The organism is Natronosporangium hydrolyticum (assembly GCF_016925615.1).
Lineage (GTDB): Bacteria > Actinomycetota > Actinomycetes > Mycobacteriales > Micromonosporaceae > Natronosporangium > Natronosporangium hydrolyticum.
The window spans coordinates 390,665-410,969 of record NZ_CP070499.1 but is presented as its reverse complement, the minus strand read 5'-3'; the positions used below and the strand labels follow the sequence as shown (position 1 = coordinate 410,969).

Genomic DNA, 20,305 nt, shown 5'->3' with positions numbered 1-20,305 from the left:
GATCGGCTGCCCCTGGCGTTTTTCCTGGTAGAGGTGGCACGCCTGGAGGGATTCGAACCCCCAACCTCTTGATCCGTAGTCAAGTGCTCTATCCGTTGAGCTACAGGCGCGAGCTCTGACGATTGTACAGGGGGCTGGCGGCGGGTGACCGACGGACCCCGAGGGGCCGCAACATAACGATTGAGGTTGCCTGACCGGTTCCACCCTAACCACGGTGATCTTGACGGGTCGCTCGGTACGGTACTATTTCGCCCGTACCGTGCGGATGCAAGCACAGATGCACGTGCATCGCACCGACGCCCGCGTGCGTCCTCGGAGAAAGGTGACAGCCATGACCGAAATCCCTGGTCACGAGCCTGCGAGCAGCCTCAACACCGCCGACCTGCCGCCACTGGCGTGGCAGAAGAGTCGACGCAGCAACCCGAGCGGCAACTGTGTCGAGCTCGCTGCGCTGCCCGACGGGGGCGGGGTCGCCGTCCGCAACTCCCGGCACCCCGATGGACCGGTGCTGGTCTACACGCCGGCCGAGATCGACGCCTTCCTGGGTGGGGTGCGCGACGGTGACTTCGACCATCTCCTGAGCTAGCGGTCGATCACGCTCCGGTGACGCGGCCTGCCGCGTCACCGGAGATCACGCCGCGAGGTATCTCCGGGCCGCTGCGACATGGCATGCTTAGGTCTCGCGGCGAACAGGACGGTCCGGAGGTCGGCAGGTGACAACGGCGCATTCCGACAGTGCAGGGCCGACTGCACTCCGCATGCTACTGGGTGCCCAGTTACGACGGCTCCGTGAAGGCAGTGGGGTCACCCGGGCCGCCGCGGGTTGGGAGATCCGCGGCTCCGAATCGAAGATCAGCCGGATGGAGCTGGGCCGGGTCAGCTTCAAGGAACGCGATGTGGCCGATCTGCTGACCCTCTACGGAGTCACCGACGAAGAGCAGCGCAACGTGCTGCTGCAACTGGTCAAGGAGGCCAACCGGCCCGGTTGGTGGCACCGCTACAACGATCTGCTGCCCGACTGGTATCAGCCGTACCTGGGGTTGGAGGCGGCCGCCAGCCGGATCCGCACCTACGAGGTCCAGTTCGTGCCCGGCCTGCTACAGACCGCCGACTACGCCCGCGCAGTGATTCAGATCGGCTACGGTCACGCCCCGCGTGACGAGGTGGAGCGGCGGGTCGGGCTCCGGATGGAGCGGAAGCGGATTCTCGCCCGGCACGACCCGCCGCACCTCTGGGCGGTCGTCGACGAGGCTGCGCTGCGACGGCCGATCGGCGGCGCCGGGGTCATGCGGGACCAGTTGCTGGAATTGATCGAGGTGACCAAGCGGCCGAATATCCGGCTGCAGGTGGTGCCGTTCCGGGCTGGTGGTCACGCCGCCGCGGGCGGGGCCTTTTCGGTGCTGCGCTTCCCTGAGCGCGAACTTCCCGACATTATCTACCTGGAGCAGCTGACCAGCGCCCTCTACCTCGACAAGCGCGACGATGTGGAGCAGTATGTGGCGGCGATGGAGCGGCTCTGCATCGAGGCAGAGCCGCTCGCCAACACTCCGGACATCCTGCACCGCCTGCTCGCCGACTGCGACGCTGAGCGCGACGCCGAACGCGACTGAGCTGCGGCTGCCGGTGGCGACGCCCGCGGCCGACAACGACCGCGGGGGACCGCCGACGGCCGGCGCCCACGGTCAGGGTTTACGGGCGAGCCCACCCACGAAGGTGTAGTAGGTGTCGGTCTGCCCGGAGTCGATCGTCCCCTCTGGACGCCATTCGGCCAGCGGCACCACCCCGGGGGCTAGCAGCGTGAAGTCTCCGAAGTAGCTCAGGATCTCGGCGCGGGTACGCCACCGGCCGGTGCCCATGGTCTGGTTGAAGACCCGCTCCACCTCGACCGCCTTGGCGGCCGCTTCCGGGTGCTCCGCGCCCGGGTTGTGGAAGTGGCTGATCGCCAGGTAGCTCCCGCTGGCCAGCGACTTCCGGAAGGTCGCCGCGATCCCCGCCGGGTCCTCGTCGTCGCCGACGTGATGCAGGATCGCCATCAGCAGCAGCCCGACCGGCTCGTCGAAGTCGATGAACCGACGAACCTCCGGGTGCGCGAGCAGCTCTGCTGGTTCGCGCACGTCGGCCTGGACGACGGCGGTGGTTTCGGTGTCGGTCAGCAACGCCTGGCTGTGCGCCAGCACCATCGGGTCATGGTCGACATAGATCACTCGGGCGGTCGGATCGAACTGGTGCGCGATCTCGTGCACATTGCCCTGGGTGGGCAGCCCGGAGCCGAGGTCGAGGAACTGTCGGATCCCCGCCTCCTCGACCAGGTGACGCACCACCCGGCGGAGGAAGAGCCGGTTGACTCTGGCCGCGGCTGGTCCGTCCGGGGTGATCTGCAACGCCATCTCGCCGGCCTGGCGGTCGACCGCGAAGTTGTCCTTGCCGCCGAGCATGTGGTCGTAGACACGGGCGACGCTGGGGTGGCTAATGTCCACCCCGGGCGGCGCCGACTCTTCAATGGTCACGCGAATCCCCTTTGTCCGGCATGGAGTAACCATGATGACACGCTGCCGCAGGCGCGTCGAGCGCAGCCCATCGACGCGCCTGCGGCGACTAGGTCACTCCGGCCACTTGCCGGGCCGCAGCCCGGTGTGCTCGGCCGCGAAGGCGAGCATGTCGGCGGCCTCGGCGACGATCGCCCACCGCGGTTTGCCACCGCCGTGGCCGGTGGCGGTCTCGATCCGGGTGAGCACCGGCGCCGATCCGGCGTGGACCCGCTGCAGGGTGGCGGTGAACTTGTGGCTGTGGGCCGGGACCACCCGGTCGTCATGGTCCCCTGTGATCACTAAGGTCGCTGGGTAGCTCACCTGCTCGGTCAGCCGGTGCAGCGGCGAGTAGGTGCGGAGGATCTCGAAGTCGGCTGGATCATCCGGGTCGCCGTAGTCGGAGATCCACGCCCACCCGATGGTGAACTTGTGGAACCGCAACATGTCCAGCACACCCACCATCGGCAGCGCCACCGCGGCCAGCTCGGGCCGCTGCGTCATCACCGCGCCGACCAGCAGGCCACCGTTGCTGCGCCCGTGCAAGGCCAGCTGCCCCGGGGTGGTCACCCCGGTGGCGCAGAGATCCTCGGCGACCGCCACGAAGTCGTCGAAGACGTTCTGTTTGCGCTCCCTGGTGCCGGCCTCATACCACTCCCGGCCGAACTCGCCGCCGCCGCGCAGGTTCGCCACAACGACCGCGCCGCCCGCCTCGATCCAGGCCGGCCAGATCGGCCGGTACGACGGGGTCACCGGGATGTTGAAGCCGCCGTACCCGTAGAGCAGGGTGGGCAGCGGGGTGCCCACTGGCGCGTCGGCGCGACGGACCATGGTGTAGGGCACGAGGGTGCCGTCGGCGCTGGGTGCGCGCCGCCGCTCGGTGACGGTCGGCCCGCCGACCCCGTCGCCGACCAGCGTCTCCCCGGTCGCGGCGGGGGTCGACCCGCCGGTGGCCGGGACCGGGCCGATCGGCAGCGGGGTCACTTCGCCGGAGCCGACCGCCAGCCGGTAGCTGCGGTGCTCGTCGAGGAAGGAGGTGATGCCCAGGAACGCTTCGTCCTCGCCCGGGTGGGCCGACCAGCTCACCAGCGATAGTGGGCCGGGCAGCAGCACCTCGCCGAGCCGTTCGCCGGCCAGGCTCAGCCGGTAGATCCGGTCCTGCGCGTCGTCGAGGTAGCAGGCGAGGAACCCGTCGCCGGCCCGGCGGACGGCGGTAAGGACCTCGTCCCGCTCGGCGACCAGCTGCCGGCGGGCGCTCGCCGGATCGTCGCCGGCCGCCACCGCCGCCAGGTCCACCACCAGCAGCCGACCGCGCGCCGCGTCCGCGTCGGTCCGCAGGTAGAGCTGATCCTCGTCGCTGCCGGCGTAGGTGTAGAGCGCCTCGGGCTCCGGCACCACCGGCAACGCCGGACCGAGTTGGCCGTCGGCGCCGATCTGCCGGACCGCCACCCAGGTCTTGCGGGCCGTGCCCTCGACGAAGGTCAGGACCAGCCAGCGACCGTCCTCGGTGATCTCGGCGGCGGCTCGTTCCCGCGGCGCCTCGGGCCGGTAGGAGACGACCTCGTCGTCGGCCTGGTCGGTGCCGAGCCGGTGGCGCAGCAGCCGGCCGGTGCCGAGCGCGGTGGCGTCGGCGCCGGTGGTTTCGGCGTGGTCGGGGTACGCCCAGTAGAGGAAGCTCGCCGAGTCGGGCAGCCACTCGGCGCCGGAGAACTTCGCGTGGGATACCCGGTCGGTGGTGTCCTCGCCGGTGGCGATGTCGCGGACCCGCCACTGCACCCAGTCGCTGCCGCCGTCGCTGAGGCCGTAGGCGGCCCAGCGCCCGTCCGGGCTGACGGAGATCTGCGTGACCGACACCCGGCCGCCCGGGTCGAACTCCGCGGGGTCTACCAGGGTCCGGCCACCGGCGAGCAGCTCCGGCAGGCTCTCCGCGACGTACACGGTGTCCAGCTGCGCGGTGCCGTCGTTGTAGGAGCGCAGGTAGCGGCCCCCGCGCTGCCGAGGGGTGCCGGCCCGGGGGGCGCTGAGCAGCGAGTCGAGCCGTTCGCTGAAGTAGGGGCGGGAGTCGAGGCCGGCGAGGTAGTCCCCGGTGAGCTGATTCTGCGCGTCCACCCACCGTTTGGTGCGCTCAGCGTACGGGTCTTCGAGCCACCGGTACGGGTCCGGCACCTCGACCCCGTGCTGGGTCTCCACCACCTGATCGCGCTCCGTCTCGGGGTAACGCCACGCTGCGCCGCCCGGCGTGCCACTCATGCTCCGACCTCCTTGTCGCTCTCCCCCGGCCTCCTAGACCGTAGCGCGACGCGGGAGAGTGATGAGAATCGCGATCTTCCGGGTGTCGCCAACCTTTTGGGTCTCCTCACGCGCCTTCACTATCGAAGGGTCTGCAGGTCGGCCAGTGACGGGGGGTGATCGGCGTGCGGGTACGACTGTTGGGCTCAGTCGAGCTCGGGAGTTCGGCCGGTCGGGTCGACCTGGGCGGGCCGCGGCAACGCTGCGTGTTCACCGTGTTGGCGATGACGCCGCGGCAGACCGTGCCGATGGAGACGCTGATTGAGCGGGTCTGGGGCGATCAGGTGCCCCGCAATGTCCGGACGGTGCTCTACACCTACGTGTCCCGGTTGCGTTCGCTGCTGGCCGAGGCGACCGACGGCGCGGCCGCCGGGCAGTCCCTACTGCGTCGCCGCGCTGGCGGCTACCAGCTGGAGCTCGCCCCCGACGAGATCGACCTGCACCGTTCCCGCCAGCTGGTGACCCAGGCCCGGGCGGCCGCCGGTACGGGCGACCCAGCCGCCCGGCGACGCGCGGTCGAGCTGCTGCGAAGCGCCGGCGAGCTGTGGTCCGGCCCGCCGCTGACCGGGATCAGCGGCGACTGGGCAGAGCGGGTCCGCACCGGGCTGGAGCATGAACGGCTGGCGTTGCTGACCGAGCGTTTCGAGGCAGAGCTGCGGCTCGGCGAGCACGAGCAGGTGATCGGCCCGCTCTCAGAGACGCTGGCGGCGTATCCGCTGACCGAATCGCTCGCGGCGCAGCTGATGGTGGCGTTGCACCGGGCTGGCCGGCACGCCGAGGCGCTGACGGTCTACGGCGACCTGCGCCGCCGGATGGTCGATGAGCTGGGCGACGAGCCCGGTACCGAGCTACGCCGGCTGCATGAGCGGGTGCTGCGGCGGGACCCGGAGCTGTTGCCCCCGCCGCCGCTCGCTGCGCCCAGCCCTCCGGCGCCGATGGCGCAGCCGTTCGAGCCGGCGCCGGCGGGCGCCGACGAGCTCGGGTCGGCGCCTGAGCCAGCCGGCGCCCCGTTCGCAGCGCTTTGCCAGCTTCCGCCCGACATATGGCACTTCGTGGGGCGCGAGCAGCTGACCAAGGAGCTGGTGGCCGGGTTGGACCCGGACCCGGAGCGCACCGCGGTGGGCGTGGTCGCGATCAACGGGGCCCCAGGGGTCGGTAAGAGCGCACTGGCGGTACATGTGGCGCATCAGCTGCGAGACCGGTTCCCGGACGGTCAGTGGTTCATCCAGCTGGGCGGGGTCACCGACCCGGCGAAGCCGGCGGACGTGATCGAGGAGCTGCTGATCGCCTCGGGCCTGGCGCCGGCCGCGGTGCCAGCGGGGCTGCCGCAACGGACGGCGACGCTGCGGGCTCGGTTGGCCGATCGGCGGGTGCTGGTGGTGCTGGACGACGCCGCCTCCGCCGCCCAGCTGCGGCCGTTGCTGCCCGGGACCGGCAGCGCCGCGGTGGTGGTCACCGGTCGCCGCCGGCTCGGCGGGTTGCCGGACGCGGCGCATGTCCGGCTGGATCCGCTCGACCACGCGGCGGCGCTGACGCTGCTGGGCAAGCTCGCCGGGGCCGGTCGGGTCGCGGCGGAGCCGGACGCGGCTGCGGAGATCTGCGCCGCGTGCGCCCGTTCACCGTTGGCGCTGCAGATCGCGGCCGCGCGGCTCTCCGCCCATCCGGAGTGGCGGCTGGAGCGCTTCGCCGCCCGGCTGCGGGAGCCGGGCCGCCGGCTGGATGAGTTGTCAGTGGGTGATCTGGCGGTCCGCCCGGAGTTGGTCCAGACCCATCTGAGCCTGGACACCCGGGCGCGCGGGGCGTTGGGACGGTTGGCGCCGCTGGGTACCCGCCACTTCTCTGCCAGCACCGCGGCCGCGTTGACCGGCGTACGCGACGGCGACCTGCTGGTCGAGGAGCTGGTGGCGGCGGCCCTGCTGGACCCGGTGGACAGCGACGCCACCGCCGAGCCGCGCTACCGGCTCTCGGAGCTGGTGGCGGCCTACGCCGCCGAGTTGGACGAACAACCCGCTGGCTGAGCGACCCGATAGCGAAGGGTCGGCCCCGGTCCCTACCGGGACCGGGGCCGACCTGGTCAGCGCGGATGCGCCGGAGTTACCGCCGGGCGATTACTGCTCGGCCGCGAGCCCCCAACCGGGCTGCGAAGCCATGCCCCGGAGGCTGCTGTTGGTGTTGTCGCGGACATTGACGTAGTCCTCGGTGACGAAGATGAACACCGGGGTGTCGTAGAGCGGCAGCACGTAGGCGTCCTCGACCACCAGCTCCATCATCTGGTCGTGCAGCGCCGCCGACTCTTCCAGGGTGGTGGCCTGCCGCTCCTGCTCGACCAGCGCGTCGACCTCGTCGTTGCTGTAGCCGCCGAAGTTGCTGCCGCCACCGGTCTCCCAGAACTGGCCGCCAGCGCCGGTGAAGAGCGGGCTGCCGCTCCAGCCGAACTGCATCAGGTCGTAGTCCTGGCTGCCCAGGGTGCCGCCGAGGTTGTCGGTGGTCTGGATCTGGATCTCCAGGCCGATCTCGGCCAGCGCCGCCTGCTGTAGCTCGGTGGAGGTGGTCAGCGCCGGGCTCTCACCCGAACGCAGCCGCAGCGGGCCGACCGGCTCGCCGTCGAGGCTGAGCTCACCAGCACCGTCCTCCATGCCCTCGAAGCCGGCGTCGGCGAGCAGCTGCCGGGCCGCCTCGATGTCACCGGTGCCGTACCCGGTGCCCTCCAGGTGGTCGACGTGGAACTCGCTGTCCGGCCCGTGGATGTGGTTGGTCCGCACGGTCACGTCCGGGAACAGGGAGCCGAAGACCCGCTGGGCGATGTCCTCGGAGTCGATCGCGGTGAAGATCGCCTGCCGCAGGGCCTGGTGCTCACCGAGCCACTCGTTGTCCATGTTCATGTCGACGTGCGCCCAGCTCGGCCCCGGCTGCATGTGCACCCGGACACCCTGCTGGTCCAGCAGCTGCCGGATCACGTCCTCCGGCCAGGTGGACGGGGAACCACCGTGGATCTCGTCGTTGTTCAGCGCCGGCACCCAGGTGTCCTCAGCCGAGATGAACCGCTTGACGACCCGGTCGAGGTTGACCGGCTCGCCCCACCACTCGGGGTTCGGGACCATGACGATCTGGTTCTCGAGGTCGAACGACTCGATCAGGTACGGCCCGCCGGAGAACTCCGGCACGTTGTCGTTCAGGTACTCGAAGTACTCACCCAGGTCGGACGGGGTGTCGATGTCCCAGCCCTGCTGTTCGGCGATGTGCGCCGGCGCGAGCCCACCGATGATGCCGTGGACGCTACCGAAGGCGAACCACTCCGGGACGGAGACGCCCTCCTTGTAGGTGATGGTGACGGTCTTGCCGTCGTCCGAGCCCTCGACGTCCTCGATGATGTCGAAGGAACCGGAGGAGCGGGGGCGGCAGCCTTCGCAGTGGCCCTCGTCCTCGCTGGTGCTCATCATCCACAGAATTCGCACGTCGTCGGCGCTGATCGGGGTGCCGTCGTTCCAGACCGCGTCCTCGTTGAGCTGCCACTCGGTGATGAACGGGTCCTCGCTGATCAGCGCCGGCTCATCCGCGAGCACGTCCATGTTGTACTCGTACTCACCATCCGGCAGGTACTGCCCGAAATAGGGGAGAATGCCATGGATGGCCTGCAACGTGTAGACCGAGCCGCCCTCCGGCGACCAGGGGAAGTACGCGTCCGGGGTGGCGTCCAGGATCCAGGTGAGCTCGCCGCCCTCCTGCGTGTCGCCACTGTTGCACTCGTTGGGGTTCTCGACGCAGTCCTCGAAACCGCTCCCAGCTTGGCTGTCACTCTCCTCGCCGGCACCGCAGCCGACCAGGACCAATGCGGTCGCGGCACTCGCCGCCACCACTCCTGCCAGTCTTCTTCGCATCGTGTGTTCGTTCTCCTTCTCACCTCCCCGAGGCCCGCCGCGGTAGCGGCGCGGGGCTCGGGCGGTGGTTCACAGGGCTGCCTCCCCAAGACACAGGGGTCCGGTGCGGGACCTTACCGTCCCGCACCAGACCCCCGCTAGCCAGGAGTTATTCTGCCCTACTGGGCAGCTTCGCCCCAATAGTGGTGCTCATACATCGCCCGGAGGCTGGTGTTCGTGTTGTCGCGGACGTTGGCGTAGTCCTCCGAGACGAACACATACACCGGCGAGTCGTAGAGCGGCAGCACGTATGCGTCGTCCACGACCAGCTCCATCATCTGGTCGTGCAGCGCCGCCGACTCCTCCAGCGTGGGTGCCTGCTGCTCCTGCTCGATCAGCGCGTCCACCTCGTCGTTGCTGTAGTTGCCGTAGTTCGAGCTGCTGCCGGTCTCCCAGTACTGGCTGCCGATGCCGGTGAAGAGCGGGCTACCGCTCCAGCCGTACTGCATGAGGTCGTAGTCCTGGGCGACCAGGGTGCCACCGAGGTCGTCGGTCGGCTCGATGTTGGCCTCGATGCCGATCTCCGCCAGGTAGCCCTGGATCAGCTGCTGGGCGGTGGCCCGCGCCGGCGCCGAGGTGGAGCGCAGCCGGAACGGCCCCACGGTCTCGCCGTCGTAGGTCAACCCACCCGGGCCCTCGTCCATGCCCTCGAAGCCGGCGGCCTCCAGGATCTCCCGCGCCATCTCGACGTCGCCGGTGCCCTGCCCGGTGCCCTCAAGATGGTCGACGTGGAACTCGCTGTCCTCGCTGTGCACATGGTTGGTACGCAACTGGTAGTCGGGGAAGATGGCGGCGAAGTTCCGGTCCGCGATGTCCTCGGCGTCGACCGCGACGAAGATCGCCTCCCGCAGCTCCTGGTGCTCACCCAGCCACTGGTTGTCCAGGTTCAGGTCAAGGTGCTCCCAGGACGGCCCGGGCTGGATGTGCACCCGGACGCCCTCCATGTCCCGCACCTGCCGGACCACGTCCTCGGCGAAGCCGGCGGGCGACCCGCCGTGCAGCTCGTCGTTCTGCAGCGCCGGCAGCCAGGTGTCCTCATCGGTCAGGAACCGCATCACCAGCCGGTCCAGGGTCGGCTGCACCTCGCCGTACCAGTTCGGGTTCGGCACCTTCACCACCTGGGTGTCGATGTCGAACGACTCGAGCAGGTAGGGGCCGCCGGAGAACTCGGCCGGGTTGTCATTCAGGTACTCGAAGTACTCACCGAGGTCGGACGGGGTGTCGATGTCCCAGCCCTGCTGCTCGGCGACGTGCGCCGGCGCGATCCCACCGATGATGTTGTGGGCGCTACCGAACGAGAACCACTCCGGGACGGCGATCCCGTCCTTGTAGGTGATGGTGACGGTCTTGCCGTCCTCCGAGCCCGACACGTCTTCGATCACGTCGAAGTTGCCGGTGGCCCGCGGGCGGCAGCCTTCGCAGTGGCCCTCGCCCTCGCTGGTGCTCATCATCCAGGTGATCCGCACGTCGTCAGCGCTGATCGGGGTGCCGTCGTTCCACTCGGCCGCCTCGTCGAGCTGGAACTCGACCACGAACGGGTCTTCGCTGAGCAGCTCCGGCTCGGCGGCGAGGACGTCCATGTTGTAGTCGTACTCGCCATCAGGCATGAACTGCCCGAAGTAGGGCAGAATCCCGTGGATGGCCTGCAGCGTGTAGACCGAGCCACCCTCGGAAGACCACGGGAAGTAGCCGTCGGGGGCCTGATCCAGGGCCCAGACCATGGTGCCGCCGTCGGCGCGGTCGGCGGTGTTGCACTCGTTGGGGTTCTCCACACAGTCTTCGAAGCCAGGCGCGGCGTCAGTATCGCTCGACTCGGCCGCGCACCCGGCCAGCACCAGCGCGGTGCCGGCACCCGCCGCCACCGCCAGGCTGAACCATCGTCTCCGCATCGTCGTCTCTCGCATCTCTCTCAGAGCCACCTCATCTGGGATAGGTCGACGAGATGGCTGGCCGGCCGCCCCGGCCATGACCCGCCACGGCCGAGACGCTGAGGCGAGGATGAGCGGTACACCTCAGCGGCGAGCTTGAGGAGAACCAAACGAGCGCGCCGTGGGTGGGGCCCGGGGGTGCTGACCCTGGGCCCCACCAATTGCGGCACTGAAGGAGACCGCACTCTGACGGAGTCTGACACCCGCCCCCGCCAGTGGTGGGCCCACCGGGCGGATAACCGGTGGACCACCCAGTTAACAATGCCGTATCAACTCCGCTAAGAACTTGATGCGTTCCAAACGTCGGCTCGGCGTACCGTGGAGAAGTGACTGCCCGCCACGGTGACCTGACTCTGTGTCTCACCGGTGATGTCATGACCGGGCGCGGCGTCGACCAGCTACTGCCCCATCCGGGCGACCCGCAGCTGTGGGAAGGCTACGTCACCGACGCCCGCACCTACCTCGCGCTCGCCGAGACCGCCCACGGGCCGGCCCCGCGCCCCGCCGACCCGAGCTGGCCCTGGGGAGAGGTGCTAGACCGGCTCGCCGCGGCCGAACCAGCGGTCCGCATCATCAACCTGGAGACCAGCATCACCAGCCGCGGCGCACCCGAGCCCGGCAAAGCGGTGCACTACCGGATGTCCCCGGCGAACATCGACGTCATCCGCATCGCCCGACCGGACGCCTGCATCCTGGCGAACAACCACACCCTGGACTTCGGCCCCGTCGGCCTGCTCGACACGCTCGACGCGCTCGCTTCGGTGGGCCTCACCCCCGTCGGGGCCGGCGTTGACGCCGCCACCGCCGCCGCGCCCGCGGCCATCCCGGTCGCCGGGGGCGCCTGTCGGGTCATCGTCGCCGGCTACGGCAGCGGCACCGCCGGGGTACCCCGGCACTGGGCGGCGACGGCCGGCCGGCCCGGCGTCAATCTGCTGCCCGACCTGTCGACCACCACCGCCGGCGCCGTCGCCGACCAGCTGCGGGCGGCGGCCCGGCCGGGTGACATCACGGTCGCCTCTGTCCACTGGGGCGCAAACTGGGGGTACGAGGTCCCGGCCGCTCAGACAGCCTTCGCGCACCGCCTGATCGACGGCGGCGTAGATCTGGTGCACGGCCACTCGTCGCATCATTTCCGCCCGATCGAGTTCTACCGGGGGCGCCCGATCCTCTACGGCTGCGGCGACCTCATCGACGACTACGAGGGGATCACCGGGTACGAGCGTTTCCGGCCCGACCTACGGCTGCTCTACTTTGCCCGGTTCGCCGTCGCCACCGGCGAGCTGCGAGGCCTCAGCATGGCGCCGCTGCGGATGCGGCGACTCCAGCTGGCGCCGACCACCGTTGCGGAGACGACGCTGCTCGCCGCGACCCTGGACCAGCTCAGCCGCCCGTACGGGAGTCGGGTGCTGGTCGACGGGGACGGCACCCTCCGGGTGGAGCCGGATCACGGATGACCGAACGGGCCCGCCGCATAGACCGGCGGCGCTGCCACCCGGCGGTCGTCGAAGTCGAAGCCGAGCCGGTCCACCACCTCGACCACCCCCGGCACCGCGCTGGTCAGCTTCACCGCCAGTTGCTGGGTGGAGAATCGGTCCACCCGGCCGGTGAGCGTGACCACCCCGTTTCGGGAACGGACCCGGATCGTGTCCGGCTCCACCCACAGGGTCCGGCGCAGCACCTCCTCGGCGACATCCCGCTCGATCTCCGCGTCCGGCCGCAGGTAGACCCGCAGCAGGTCGGAGCGGGCGACGACGCCGACCAACCGGCCGTCCGAGTCGGTGACCGGCAATCGTTTCACCGACTCGGTATCCATCAGCCGGGCCGCCACCGACAAGCTGGCGCCAGCACCGATGGTGACCGCGGGCGTCGACATCAACTGCCGGGCCACCCCGCCCCGCGCCTTCGTCCGCGCCTGCCGTTGCCGCGGACCGGCCAGGAGATGATGGTGATGGCCCTCCTCGGCGCCACCATACTCCACTTTATACATAAGGTCGGTGGCGGAGACCACCCCCACCACTCGGCCCTCGGCATCGAGCACCGGTACCGCACTTACCCGCCGGGCAACCAGCGTGTCGGCGATCTCCCGATAGGGAGTATCCGCGGTCACGGTGGCTACGCCGGTAGTCATCACGTCGTCTACCAGCCAGGTACGCATCGTCTTAACCTCAGCCTCTCGTCGCCGGCAAGCGTCTCGGGGCCCTCAGCCTCTGGTCGCCGGGCTGAATCGACGCTAACTAGCCGAGCCACCAGCGGGTCAGAGCCACCGGTCACTATCCGGCGACGCCGCACGTCCCCCCTCGACGGGGCGAAAGTCCCGCGCCGCGGAGGCCGGAAAGGCCACGGCGCCACTCGGCCGTCAGCCGCCGAGCCAGACCCGCTCGTGCGTCATCTGCCCGATGTCGTCCGCCGCGGTCTCCCGGAGCTTGCCGGCGAGGTCGCTCAACGCCCGCGCCGCCGCGAGTTCGTCGCCGATCTCCGGCACCTCAAGATCGGTCGGGTTCCGCCAGGCGACTCCGACGCCCCGTAGCTCAACCCCCTTGCCGGTCCGCAACCGCGCCTCCGCCTGGGTCCGGCGTTCGTCGTCGTGCTCGCTGATCTCGACCTCGACCGCCCAGCTCTTCATCGCCGTCATCGCGCTCACCCCCGTCTGCGTCCGCCGGGAGGCCCGAGCGCCCGGGCGCACCCCCGCCGGGCCACCCCCTCAACTCAATCGTGGCCCAGATCACCCCCCGACCGCCAGAATTCTCCACGAGCACGTCGAAAACCCGCCCGCCCCGGCGACGAGTAAGTGACGCTGGCAACCGCCCAGTGCCGACATCTACTCACCAGAGGAGAGAAGAATGCGAGTGATGGTGCTAGTGAAGGCCTCCGAGGATTCTGAGGCCGGAGTGCTGCCCACCGAGGCGGAGCTGGCCGACATGAGCTCCTACAACGAGCAACTGGCCGAAGCCGGGGTGATCCTGGCCGGTGAAGGGTTGCACCCCAGCGACCGTGGCGTCCGGCTGCGCTACAGCGGCCGGGACCGCACCATCCGCGACGGTCCGTTCACCGAGACCAAGGAGCTGATCGCCGGCTTCTGGCTATGGCAGGTCAGCTCGCTCGCGGAGGCGATCGAATGGGCCAAGCGGATCCCGTTCCCCGACGGCGAGGTGGAGATCCGGCCAGTCTTCGAGGCCGAGGACTTCGGGGACGAATTCACCACCGAGCTCCGCGAACGCGAAGCACGGCTCCGCGCCCAACTCGAGGCGCAACAGGGCTGATGCCGCCCCGCCAGTCCGGCGCGGACGACCGCCTCAGCCGGCGGCGTCCGCGTCCGGGGCCGCGGCCGGCGCCGGGGAACCCGACCGCTGCCTCGGCACCACTGGATCGGTCGCCGCCGGCTCGCCCGGGTAGGCGACTCCGATCTGCTGCCGCACCGTATCCATGATGGACATCATCGCCAGGGTCGTCTCGTGCGGCACCAGCGGACTCTCGGTGAGCCCGGCGCGTAGACAGCGGTGCACCTCGGCGGCTTGCGGCACGTATCCGTTACCCACTAGCGGCGCCTCGATCGGCTCCGGCGAACCGCCGCCCGTCGGGTGCAGCACCGCCCGCTCCGGGCGGAAGAAGAGCGGCTCCAGCTCGATCCGGCCATGCCGACCGGTGATCGACCCGCCGATCCGGGTGCCGCCGATAAAACCACAGGTCAACGCCGCGATAGCGCCCGAGTCGTAGCCCAGCAGCAGACCAGTCTGCTGATCCACCCCCTCCGGGGTGAGCGAAGCCTGAGCGCTGATCGTCGCCGGCGTCCCCAGCACCAGGTGCGCCAGGGTAAGCGGATAGATCCCCAGGTCGAGCAGCGCCCCGCCGCCGAGCGCCGGATCCCGCAGCCGGTGCTCCGGCGGCACCGGGCCCGGGAGGCCGAAGTCGGCGTGGACCGCGGTCACCTCACCGATCGCCCCGTCGGCCAGCCGCTCCGCGACGCGCCGGATCACCGGGTTGCACCGGGTCCACATCGCCTCCATGAAGAAGACCCCAGCCTCGCGGGCGAGCGCGACCAACTCGGCGGCGGCCTGGCGACTGAGCGTAACCGGCTTCTCGCACAACACCGCCCGGCCAGCGGTCAGGCAGAGCTTCGCCGCCTCGTAGTGGGCCGCGTGCGGAGTCGCCACATACACCACGTCGACCTGCTCATCGGCGGCGAGTGACGCCCAGTCCCCGTACGCCCGGGGGATCTGATGCCGCTGCGCGAACTCATCCGCCGCCGCCTGCGTCCGCGACCCCACCGCCACCACCTCGGCGTCCGGCATGGTCTGCAGATCCTCGACGAACGTGCGGGCAATGCTGCCGGTGGCGAGAATGCCCCACCGTACGGGTCGGTCGCTCATGACGCCTCAGGCTACCCGGTGACCCCACCATCCGCGTACGCTCACGGAGTGGACGCCTACCTCATCGATGCGGTCCGTACCCCCTTCGGCAAGCACAAAGGGGGTCTGTCGCAGGTGCGCGCGGACGACCTCGCCGCGTTGCCGCTGCGGGCGCTGCTCGACCGCCACCCGAGCCTCGACCCGGCCGAGATCGACGACGTCATCCTCGGCGACAGCAACGGCGCCGGCGAAGACAACCGCAACGTCGCCCGGATGGCGGTGCTGCTCGCCGACCTACCCACCACCGTCCCCGGCGTGACCGTCAACCGGCTCTGCGGCTCCGGCGCCGAGGCGATCATCCAGGCCACCCGGGCGGTCCGCGCCGGCGACGCCGACGTGGTGGTCGCCGGCGGGATGGAGAGCATGAGCCGGGCGCCGTTCGTCATGGCCCGCCCGGACACCGCCTTCCCCACCTCGCTGGAGCTGCTGCCCACCCAGCTGGGCTGGCGGATGGTCAACCCCAAATTCCCAGCACAGTGGACCGCCTCGCTGGGGGCGTGCGCGGAGGCGGTCGCCGCCGAATACGGCATCGGCCGGAGCGCACAGGACGAATGGGCGCTGCGCTCCCACGAACGGGCGGCCCAGGCCTGGGAGAAAGGCCTCCACGACGGCTACGCGCTGCCGGTCGGCGAGGTCACCCGGGACGAATCGATCCGCCCAGGGACCTCGATCGAGGCGCTCGCCGGGCTGAAGCCCGCGTTCAGCCGCGACGGCGCGGTCACCGCCGGCAACTCGTCGCCGCTCAACGACGGCTCGATCGCGACCCTGGTGGGGCCGATCGAACTCGCCTCCGAGCTCGGGGTGGCGCCGCTGGGTCGAGTGGTCACCAGCGCGGTGGTGGCGGTGGAGCCACAGCGGTTCTCGGTCGCCCCGGTCCCGGCCATCGCCCGCGCCCTCGCCCGCGCCGACCTGCGCCCCGCCGACATCGACGTCTGGGAGATCAACGAGGCGTTCGCCGCGATGGTCCTTTCCTGCCTGCACGAACTACCCGACGCGGTCGGCGCCCCGATCGACCACGAACGGGTCAACCCGAACGGCGGCGCGCTCGCGATCGGCCACCCGTTGGGCGCCTCGGCGCCCCGGGTCATCGTCGACACCTGCCGGGAGCTGCGACGCCGCGGCGGCGGCTACGGGGTCGCCGCCGCCTGCATCGGCGTCGGCCAGGGCATCGCGGTGGTGCTGCATGTCGACTGACCGGACCGCCGGCCCGGCCACCCCACCTGACCTGCTCACCCGGCTAGCGGCGCAGGCTGCCCAGTTCACCGCGTCCGGAGCGGCGCCGGCCGAGCCCCGGCTCGCCGCCACCGTGCTGCTGCTGCGACCGGCCTCCCCGGGTCTGCAGGTCTACATGCTGCGCCGGACCACCAGCATGGCGTTCGCCTCCGGCATGTACGCGTTTCCCGGCGGCTCGGTCGACCCGGCGGACGCGGACGGTCCGCCGCTGGCCGGCCCCTGGGCAGGCCGGCTGGGTCGACCCGAGCCGGAAGCGGCGGCGGTGGTCCGGGCGGCGGTCCGGGAGGTCGCCGAAGAAACCGGGGTGACGGTCGACCCGGACGAACTACTCCCGTGGACCCGGTGGATCACCCCGGAGTTCGAGCCCCGCCGCTACGACACCTACTTCTTCGTGACTCCGCTGCCCGCCGGGGTCGCGCCCGCCGACGTCTCCGGCGAGGCGGACCACACCGAGTGGGTCCGGCCGGCCGATGCGGTGGCCCGGGCCGACACGGGCGAAATCCTGATGCTGCCGCCGACCGCGGTCACCCTCGGCGAGCTCGCCGCCTACGGCTCGGTGGAGGCGGTGCTCGCCGGCGCCGCCGACCGGGACGCCGCCACCGCGATCCTGCCCCGAGTGGAGCATGACGCAGACGGTAGCCCTCGACTCGTCCTCTGAGCCACGGAAGGTATCCCATCTGGCAAGACGAGGTGACCGTCGCCGGCAGCAATGGCACCCTGGCGCTTATTGCGATTTTAGCAATCTCGCTGCTAGGGTAACCCTATGGCACTCAGTACTGAGAGGTTGAGCGCTCGCATTCGGGAAGCAATGCGAGCGGCAGGCCTGACCCAGGTTGAGTTGGCCAACGCCGCAGAGATGGATCCGACAGCCTTGAACAAAGCGCTCATGGGACGCCGAGGGTTGAAGTCGCTCGAAGTGGCACTGATCGCTGAAGCGCTAGGCCAATCGACCGACGCGCTGTTGGCCGACGACGACATGGCCGTCTCTCCGCCTGCCTTCGCGGCCCGGCTCCAGGTTGTGGCGAGTCCGGCGGTGGAGAAGGCGATGGCTTGGGCGGAGCAACTCCGCGAGGTGGACCGGCTGCTCAACGAGCTGGGCTATCCCGAGACCTCGCCGCTCCGGCTGGAGGTACCGCCGGCCACGGGTGACCCTGTCCGGCAGGGGGAGAGGCTCGCGGCGACCATGCGCCAGCAGGCGGCCGTGGGCGCAGCCGACCTGCCGCAGGGGGCAGATCAGCTCGCTGCCTGGGCGGAACGGGCATTCGGTATCGATGTCTGCATGACGGCCTTGCCCGTCGGCCTCGATGGTCTTGCGCTCAGTGACGGACGGCTTCGTCTGGCCCTGGTCTCGACCGGAGTGGCCGCCACCCGGCAACGCTTCACCATCGCGCACGAGATCTGCCACCTCGCCTGCGGTGACGGCGCCACCTTCACGCTCGATGAGAACGTGTTCGGCGAGCGGACCCCAGAAGAGAGGCGCGCGAACGCTTTCGCCGCAGCCTTTCTGATGCCGGCGGAAGCGATCGAGCAGGCAATCACCGGCCGAGCTATCACAGCGGCCGTGGTCAGCGACCTTCTCGGGCGGTTCCGAGTCAGCCTCGACGCGTTCGCGTTCCGCCTCCACAACCTCAACATCGTCGACGCCGCCGGCCGGGACCGCGTCCGATCTATGTATTCGCAGGTGACGTTACGCCCGGGTCGGGTTGACGACCTTCAGGCCCGCAACGACCGGCGAGCACCGGGTGGGCTGTTGAAACGGGTAATGGCCGCCTATCACGCCGGAGAGATCGGCATTCGGGTGGTAGCTCAAGTCCTGGACACGGACGTCGAATTGCTGCTGGGCGAGTTGAGCCCGCCACGATTCCCCGGCGCGCCCGCCGCTGACACGCAGCACCACGGTTACGAGTTGTGACCACTTCAGGTCGCGTCTTGTTCGACACCTGCACTCTAGAAAACTTCGCGGTCGTCGCGCGGTTGGACCTCCTCGAAGTGTGCTACTCGGGCCGGTGCGGCTGGACCACCGCCGTTGAGTGGGAGATCCGGCGAGGCGCCGCCCAACGACCTCACCTGCGACTGTTACAGGGCGTGACCTGGCTCGGAGACCCCATCGACAGCGACGACAACGACACTCTTCAGCAGATCGACCGGGTCCGTCGGGCGCTCGGCGGGGCGCCGACGCGGCCTTTCGAGCACCTGGGCGAGGCTCAGATGCTCCATCATGTACAACACGTGGAAGTCAGCGCCTCGATCGCCACCGACGATCGGGCGGCGTACGACATGGCCTTGCGGCGAGGGCTTCAGGTCATAGATACACCGGAGATACTGCGGACCTGCTACGAAAGGCAACTACTGTCCTGCCCGGAGGCGTTCGAGCTACTGACCAAGATGGCCCAAGCCGGTCGTGGCGTGGCGGTGCCGGACAACCACTGGCACATCTGCCCACCTGATCCGTAAGTCGGCTGGCGCGCAGTGACGTCTGCCCGGATGCGGGTCGCATCCGGGCAGACGTGACTGCGGCTCATCCCGGCAGCGCCAAAGTCAGGCGCTGGCCGACAAGTCCACCTGCGGATAGAGCGGGTGCGCCGCCATCAGCTCGGCGGCCCGGGCGGCGACCTTGCTGGCGACCGCGTCGTCCAGCCGGTGCTTCGCCTTCGACGCCCCGCCGTCGGCGGTGGCGGCCGGGCTGGTCTGGCTCAGCACGGTGTGGATCAGATCCGCCACCTCGTCCATCTCCGCCACCCCGAGGCCGCGGCTGGTCAGCGCCGGGGTCCCCAGCCGGATGCCGGAGGTGTACCAGGCACCGTTCGGATCCTTCGGGATCGAGTTGCGGTTGGTGACCACGCCCGAGTCGAGCAGCGCATTCTCCGCCTGCCGCCCGGTGACCCCGTAGCCGCCGACGTCCAACAGCACCAGATGGTTGTCGGTGCCCCCGGTGACGATAGTCGCGCCCCGCCGCTGCAGCCCGTCGGCGAGCGCCCGGGAGTTGTCGACGATCTGCCGGGCGTACTGCTGGAAGCCGGGCTGGCGCGCCTCCGCCAACGCCACCGCCTTCGCGGCCATCACGTGCGACAGCGGGCCGCCCAGCACCATCGGGCAACCCCGATCGACCTCACTGGCCAGCTCTTCCTGGCACAACACCAGCCCGCCGCGCGGGCCGCGCAGCGACTTGTGGGTGGTGGTGGTGACGATCTGGGCGTGCGGCACCGGGTCGTAATCGCCGGTCAGCACCTTGCCCGCCACCAGACCGGCAAAGTGAGCCATATCCACCATCAGCGTCGCGCCGACCTCGTCGGCAATGTCGCGCATCGTGGCAAAGTTGATCAAACGGGGGTACGCGGAGTAGCCGGCGACGATCACCAACGGCCGGAACTCGCGGGCCAACTCCCGCAGCGCCGCGTAGTCGACCAGCCCGGTCGCCGGATCGACGCCGTAGCTGCGCTGCTCGAACATCTTGCCGGAGATGTTGGGGCGGAAACCGTGCGTCAAGTGGCCACCGGCGTCCAGCGACATCCCGAGCGCGCGCTGGTTGCCCAACTCCTGGCGAAGCTGCTCCCAATCGGCCTCAGACAGGTCATTGACGTGCTTCGCCTGCGCCTTCGCCAGCGCCGGCGCCTCCACCCGGTGCGCCAGAATCGCCCAGAACGCCACCAGGTTCGCGTCGATCCCGGAGTGTGGCTGCACGTACGCGTGCGGCGCCCCGAACAACTCCCGGGCATGCTCGGCGGCGATCGACTCGACGGTGTCGACGTTGCGGCAGCCGGCGTAGAACCGGCGACCGACGGTGCCCTCGGCGTACTTGTCGGACAGCCAGTTGCCCATCGCCGCCAGCACCGCCGGCGAGGCGTAGTTCTCGCTGGCGATCAGCTTCAGTGACTCCCGCTGGTCGGTCAGCTCCTGCCGGATCGCGTCGGCGATCCGGGGCTCTACGGTCGCCACCACGTCGAGCGCGCTCGTGAAGGCGGTGGACTCAGGGTTGGCGGAATCGGTCACGTTGCCCCTCTCCTTGC

At 70.1% G+C, this 20,305-nt stretch carries 17 protein-coding genes and 1 tRNA gene; 9 read left to right on the top strand and 9 right to left on the bottom strand.

The window, feature by feature from the left end; genetic code table 11:
- Positions 1 to 34: 34 nt before the first annotated feature.
- Positions 35 to 110: transfer RNA gene (locus JQS43_RS01985), tRNA-Arg, on the bottom strand.
- Positions 111 to 331: 221 nt separating this feature from the next.
- Between JQS43_RS01985 and JQS43_RS01980 the strand changes: the two genes are divergently transcribed.
- Both JQS43_RS01980 and JQS43_RS01975 read left to right on the top strand, forming a co-directional pair.
- Positions 332 to 586, top strand: coding sequence for a DUF397 domain-containing protein (locus tag JQS43_RS01980; protein ID WP_239677340.1), 255 nt, complete (start codon positions 332 to 334; stop codon positions 584 to 586).
- Between the two features lie 172 nt (positions 587 to 758).
- Complete coding sequence (locus tag JQS43_RS01975; protein ID WP_239677339.1) at positions 759 to 1,610, top strand: helix-turn-helix domain-containing protein; 852 nt, start codon at positions 759 to 761, stop codon at positions 1,608 to 1,610.
- Positions 1,611 to 1,682: 72 nt separating this feature from the next.
- On the opposite strand, the gene JQS43_RS01970 is transcribed toward JQS43_RS01975, so the two are convergent.
- Complete coding sequence (locus tag JQS43_RS01970) at positions 1,683 to 2,507, bottom strand: SAM-dependent methyltransferase (protein ID WP_239677338.1); 825 nt, start codon at positions 2,505 to 2,507, stop codon at positions 1,683 to 1,685.
- A gap of 93 nt (positions 2,508 to 2,600) precedes the next feature.
- Entirely contained in the window at positions 2,601 to 4,775 is a 2,175-nt protein-coding gene (locus tag JQS43_RS01965; RefSeq protein ID WP_239677337.1) for a prolyl oligopeptidase family serine peptidase, read from the bottom strand.
- Positions 4,776 to 4,939: 164 nt separating this feature from the next.
- Here JQS43_RS01965 and JQS43_RS01960 point away from each other — a divergent pair, with 164 nt between their 5' ends.
- Positions 4,940 to 6,832: an AfsR/SARP family transcriptional regulator gene (locus JQS43_RS01960; protein WP_239677336.1), complete on the top strand. Its 1,893-nt coding sequence runs from the start codon at positions 4,940 to 4,942 to the stop codon at positions 6,830 to 6,832.
- Positions 6,833 to 6,922: 90 nt separating this feature from the next.
- Here JQS43_RS01960 and JQS43_RS01955 read toward each other — a convergent pair whose 3' ends face one another.
- Entirely contained in the window at positions 6,923 to 8,692 is a 1,770-nt protein-coding gene (locus JQS43_RS01955) for an ABC transporter family substrate-binding protein (protein WP_239677335.1), read from the bottom strand.
- 158 nt (positions 8,693 to 8,850) lie between these two features.
- Positions 8,851 to 10,650: an ABC transporter family substrate-binding protein gene (locus JQS43_RS01950; RefSeq protein ID WP_239677334.1), complete on the bottom strand. Its 1,800-nt coding sequence runs from the start codon at positions 10,648 to 10,650 to the stop codon at positions 8,851 to 8,853.
- Between the two features lie 335 nt (positions 10,651 to 10,985).
- On the opposite strand from JQS43_RS01950, the gene JQS43_RS01945 reads away from it, so the two are divergent.
- On the top strand, positions 10,986 to 12,113 hold the full coding sequence (locus JQS43_RS01945; protein WP_239677333.1) for a CapA family protein: 1,128 nt from the start codon (positions 10,986 to 10,988) through the stop codon (positions 12,111 to 12,113).
- On the opposite strand, the gene JQS43_RS01940 is transcribed toward JQS43_RS01945, so the two are convergent.
- Both JQS43_RS01940 and JQS43_RS01935 read right to left on the bottom strand, forming a co-directional pair.
- Complete coding sequence (locus tag JQS43_RS01940) at positions 12,104 to 12,814, bottom strand: CBS domain-containing protein (protein WP_239677332.1); 711 nt, start codon at positions 12,812 to 12,814, stop codon at positions 12,104 to 12,106. The genes JQS43_RS01945 and JQS43_RS01940 overlap by 10 nt on opposite strands.
- Before the next feature lie 201 nt (positions 12,815 to 13,015).
- A complete protein-coding gene (locus JQS43_RS01935) occupies positions 13,016 to 13,291 on the bottom strand; it encodes a DUF1876 domain-containing protein (protein ID WP_239677331.1) in 276 nt (91 codons plus the stop codon).
- 217 nt (positions 13,292 to 13,508) lie between these two features.
- Here JQS43_RS01935 and JQS43_RS01930 point away from each other — a divergent pair, with 217 nt between their 5' ends.
- Entirely contained in the window at positions 13,509 to 13,919 is a 411-nt protein-coding gene (locus JQS43_RS01930; RefSeq protein WP_239677330.1) for a YciI family protein, read from the top strand.
- Between the two features lie 33 nt (positions 13,920 to 13,952).
- On the opposite strand, the gene JQS43_RS01925 is transcribed toward JQS43_RS01930, so the two are convergent.
- Positions 13,953 to 15,026 (bottom strand): Gfo/Idh/MocA family protein, encoded by a 1,074-nt coding sequence (locus tag JQS43_RS01925; RefSeq protein ID WP_239677329.1) that lies wholly within the window; start codon positions 15,024 to 15,026, stop codon positions 13,953 to 13,955.
- Positions 15,027 to 15,074: 48 nt separating this feature from the next.
- Here JQS43_RS01925 and JQS43_RS01920 point away from each other — a divergent pair, with 48 nt between their 5' ends.
- From JQS43_RS01920 to JQS43_RS01905, 4 genes are all read left to right on the top strand, one after another.
- Complete coding sequence (locus JQS43_RS01920; protein WP_239677328.1) at positions 15,075 to 16,259, top strand: thiolase family protein; 1,185 nt, start codon at positions 15,075 to 15,077, stop codon at positions 16,257 to 16,259.
- A complete protein-coding gene (locus JQS43_RS01915) occupies positions 16,249 to 16,956 on the top strand; it encodes an NUDIX hydrolase (RefSeq protein WP_239677327.1) in 708 nt (235 codons plus the stop codon). The genes JQS43_RS01920 and JQS43_RS01915 overlap by 11 nt, the downstream gene beginning before the upstream one ends.
- 105 nt (positions 16,957 to 17,061) lie before the next feature.
- Entirely contained in the window at positions 17,062 to 18,210 is a 1,149-nt protein-coding gene (locus tag JQS43_RS01910) for a helix-turn-helix domain-containing protein (RefSeq protein WP_239677326.1), read from the top strand.
- Entirely contained in the window at positions 18,207 to 18,752 is a 546-nt protein-coding gene (locus tag JQS43_RS01905; protein WP_239677325.1) for a hypothetical protein, read from the top strand. The genes JQS43_RS01910 and JQS43_RS01905 overlap by 4 nt, the downstream gene beginning before the upstream one ends.
- Positions 18,753 to 18,836: 84 nt before the next feature.
- Here the strand turns inward: JQS43_RS01905 and JQS43_RS01900 are convergent, their stop codons facing one another.
- Positions 18,837 to 20,288: a glycine hydroxymethyltransferase gene (locus tag JQS43_RS01900; protein WP_239677324.1), complete on the bottom strand. Its 1,452-nt coding sequence runs from the start codon at positions 20,286 to 20,288 to the stop codon at positions 18,837 to 18,839.
- Positions 20,289 to 20,305: the final 17 nt, after the last annotated feature.

Coding starts and splice junctions, on each gene's coding strand:
- JQS43_RS01935 (WP_239677331.1), bottom strand. CDS start 13,291: ATGACGGCGATGAAGAGCTGGGCGGTCGAGGTCGAGATCAGCGAGCAC.
- JQS43_RS01940 (WP_239677332.1), bottom strand. CDS start 12,814: ATGCGTACCTGGCTGGTAGACGACGTGATGACTACCGGCGTAGCCACC.
- JQS43_RS01925 (WP_239677329.1), bottom strand. CDS start 15,026: ATGAGCGACCGACCCGTACGGTGGGGCATTCTCGCCACCGGCAGCATT.
- JQS43_RS01965 (WP_239677337.1), bottom strand. CDS start 4,775: ATGAGTGGCACGCCGGGCGGCGCAGCGTGGCGTTACCCCGAGACGGAG.
- JQS43_RS01955 (WP_239677335.1), bottom strand. CDS start 8,692: ATGCGAAGAAGACTGGCAGGAGTGGTGGCGGCGAGTGCCGCGACCGCA.
- JQS43_RS01910 (WP_239677326.1), top strand. CDS start 17,062: ATGGCACTCAGTACTGAGAGGTTGAGCGCTCGCATTCGGGAAGCAATG.
- JQS43_RS01915 (WP_239677327.1), top strand. CDS start 16,249: ATGTCGACTGACCGGACCGCCGGCCCGGCCACCCCACCTGACCTGCTC.
- JQS43_RS01980 (WP_239677340.1), top strand. CDS start 332: ATGACCGAAATCCCTGGTCACGAGCCTGCGAGCAGCCTCAACACCGCC.
- JQS43_RS01930 (WP_239677330.1), top strand. CDS start 13,509: ATGGTGCTAGTGAAGGCCTCCGAGGATTCTGAGGCCGGAGTGCTGCCC.
- JQS43_RS01975 (WP_239677339.1), top strand. CDS start 759: ATGCTACTGGGTGCCCAGTTACGACGGCTCCGTGAAGGCAGTGGGGTC.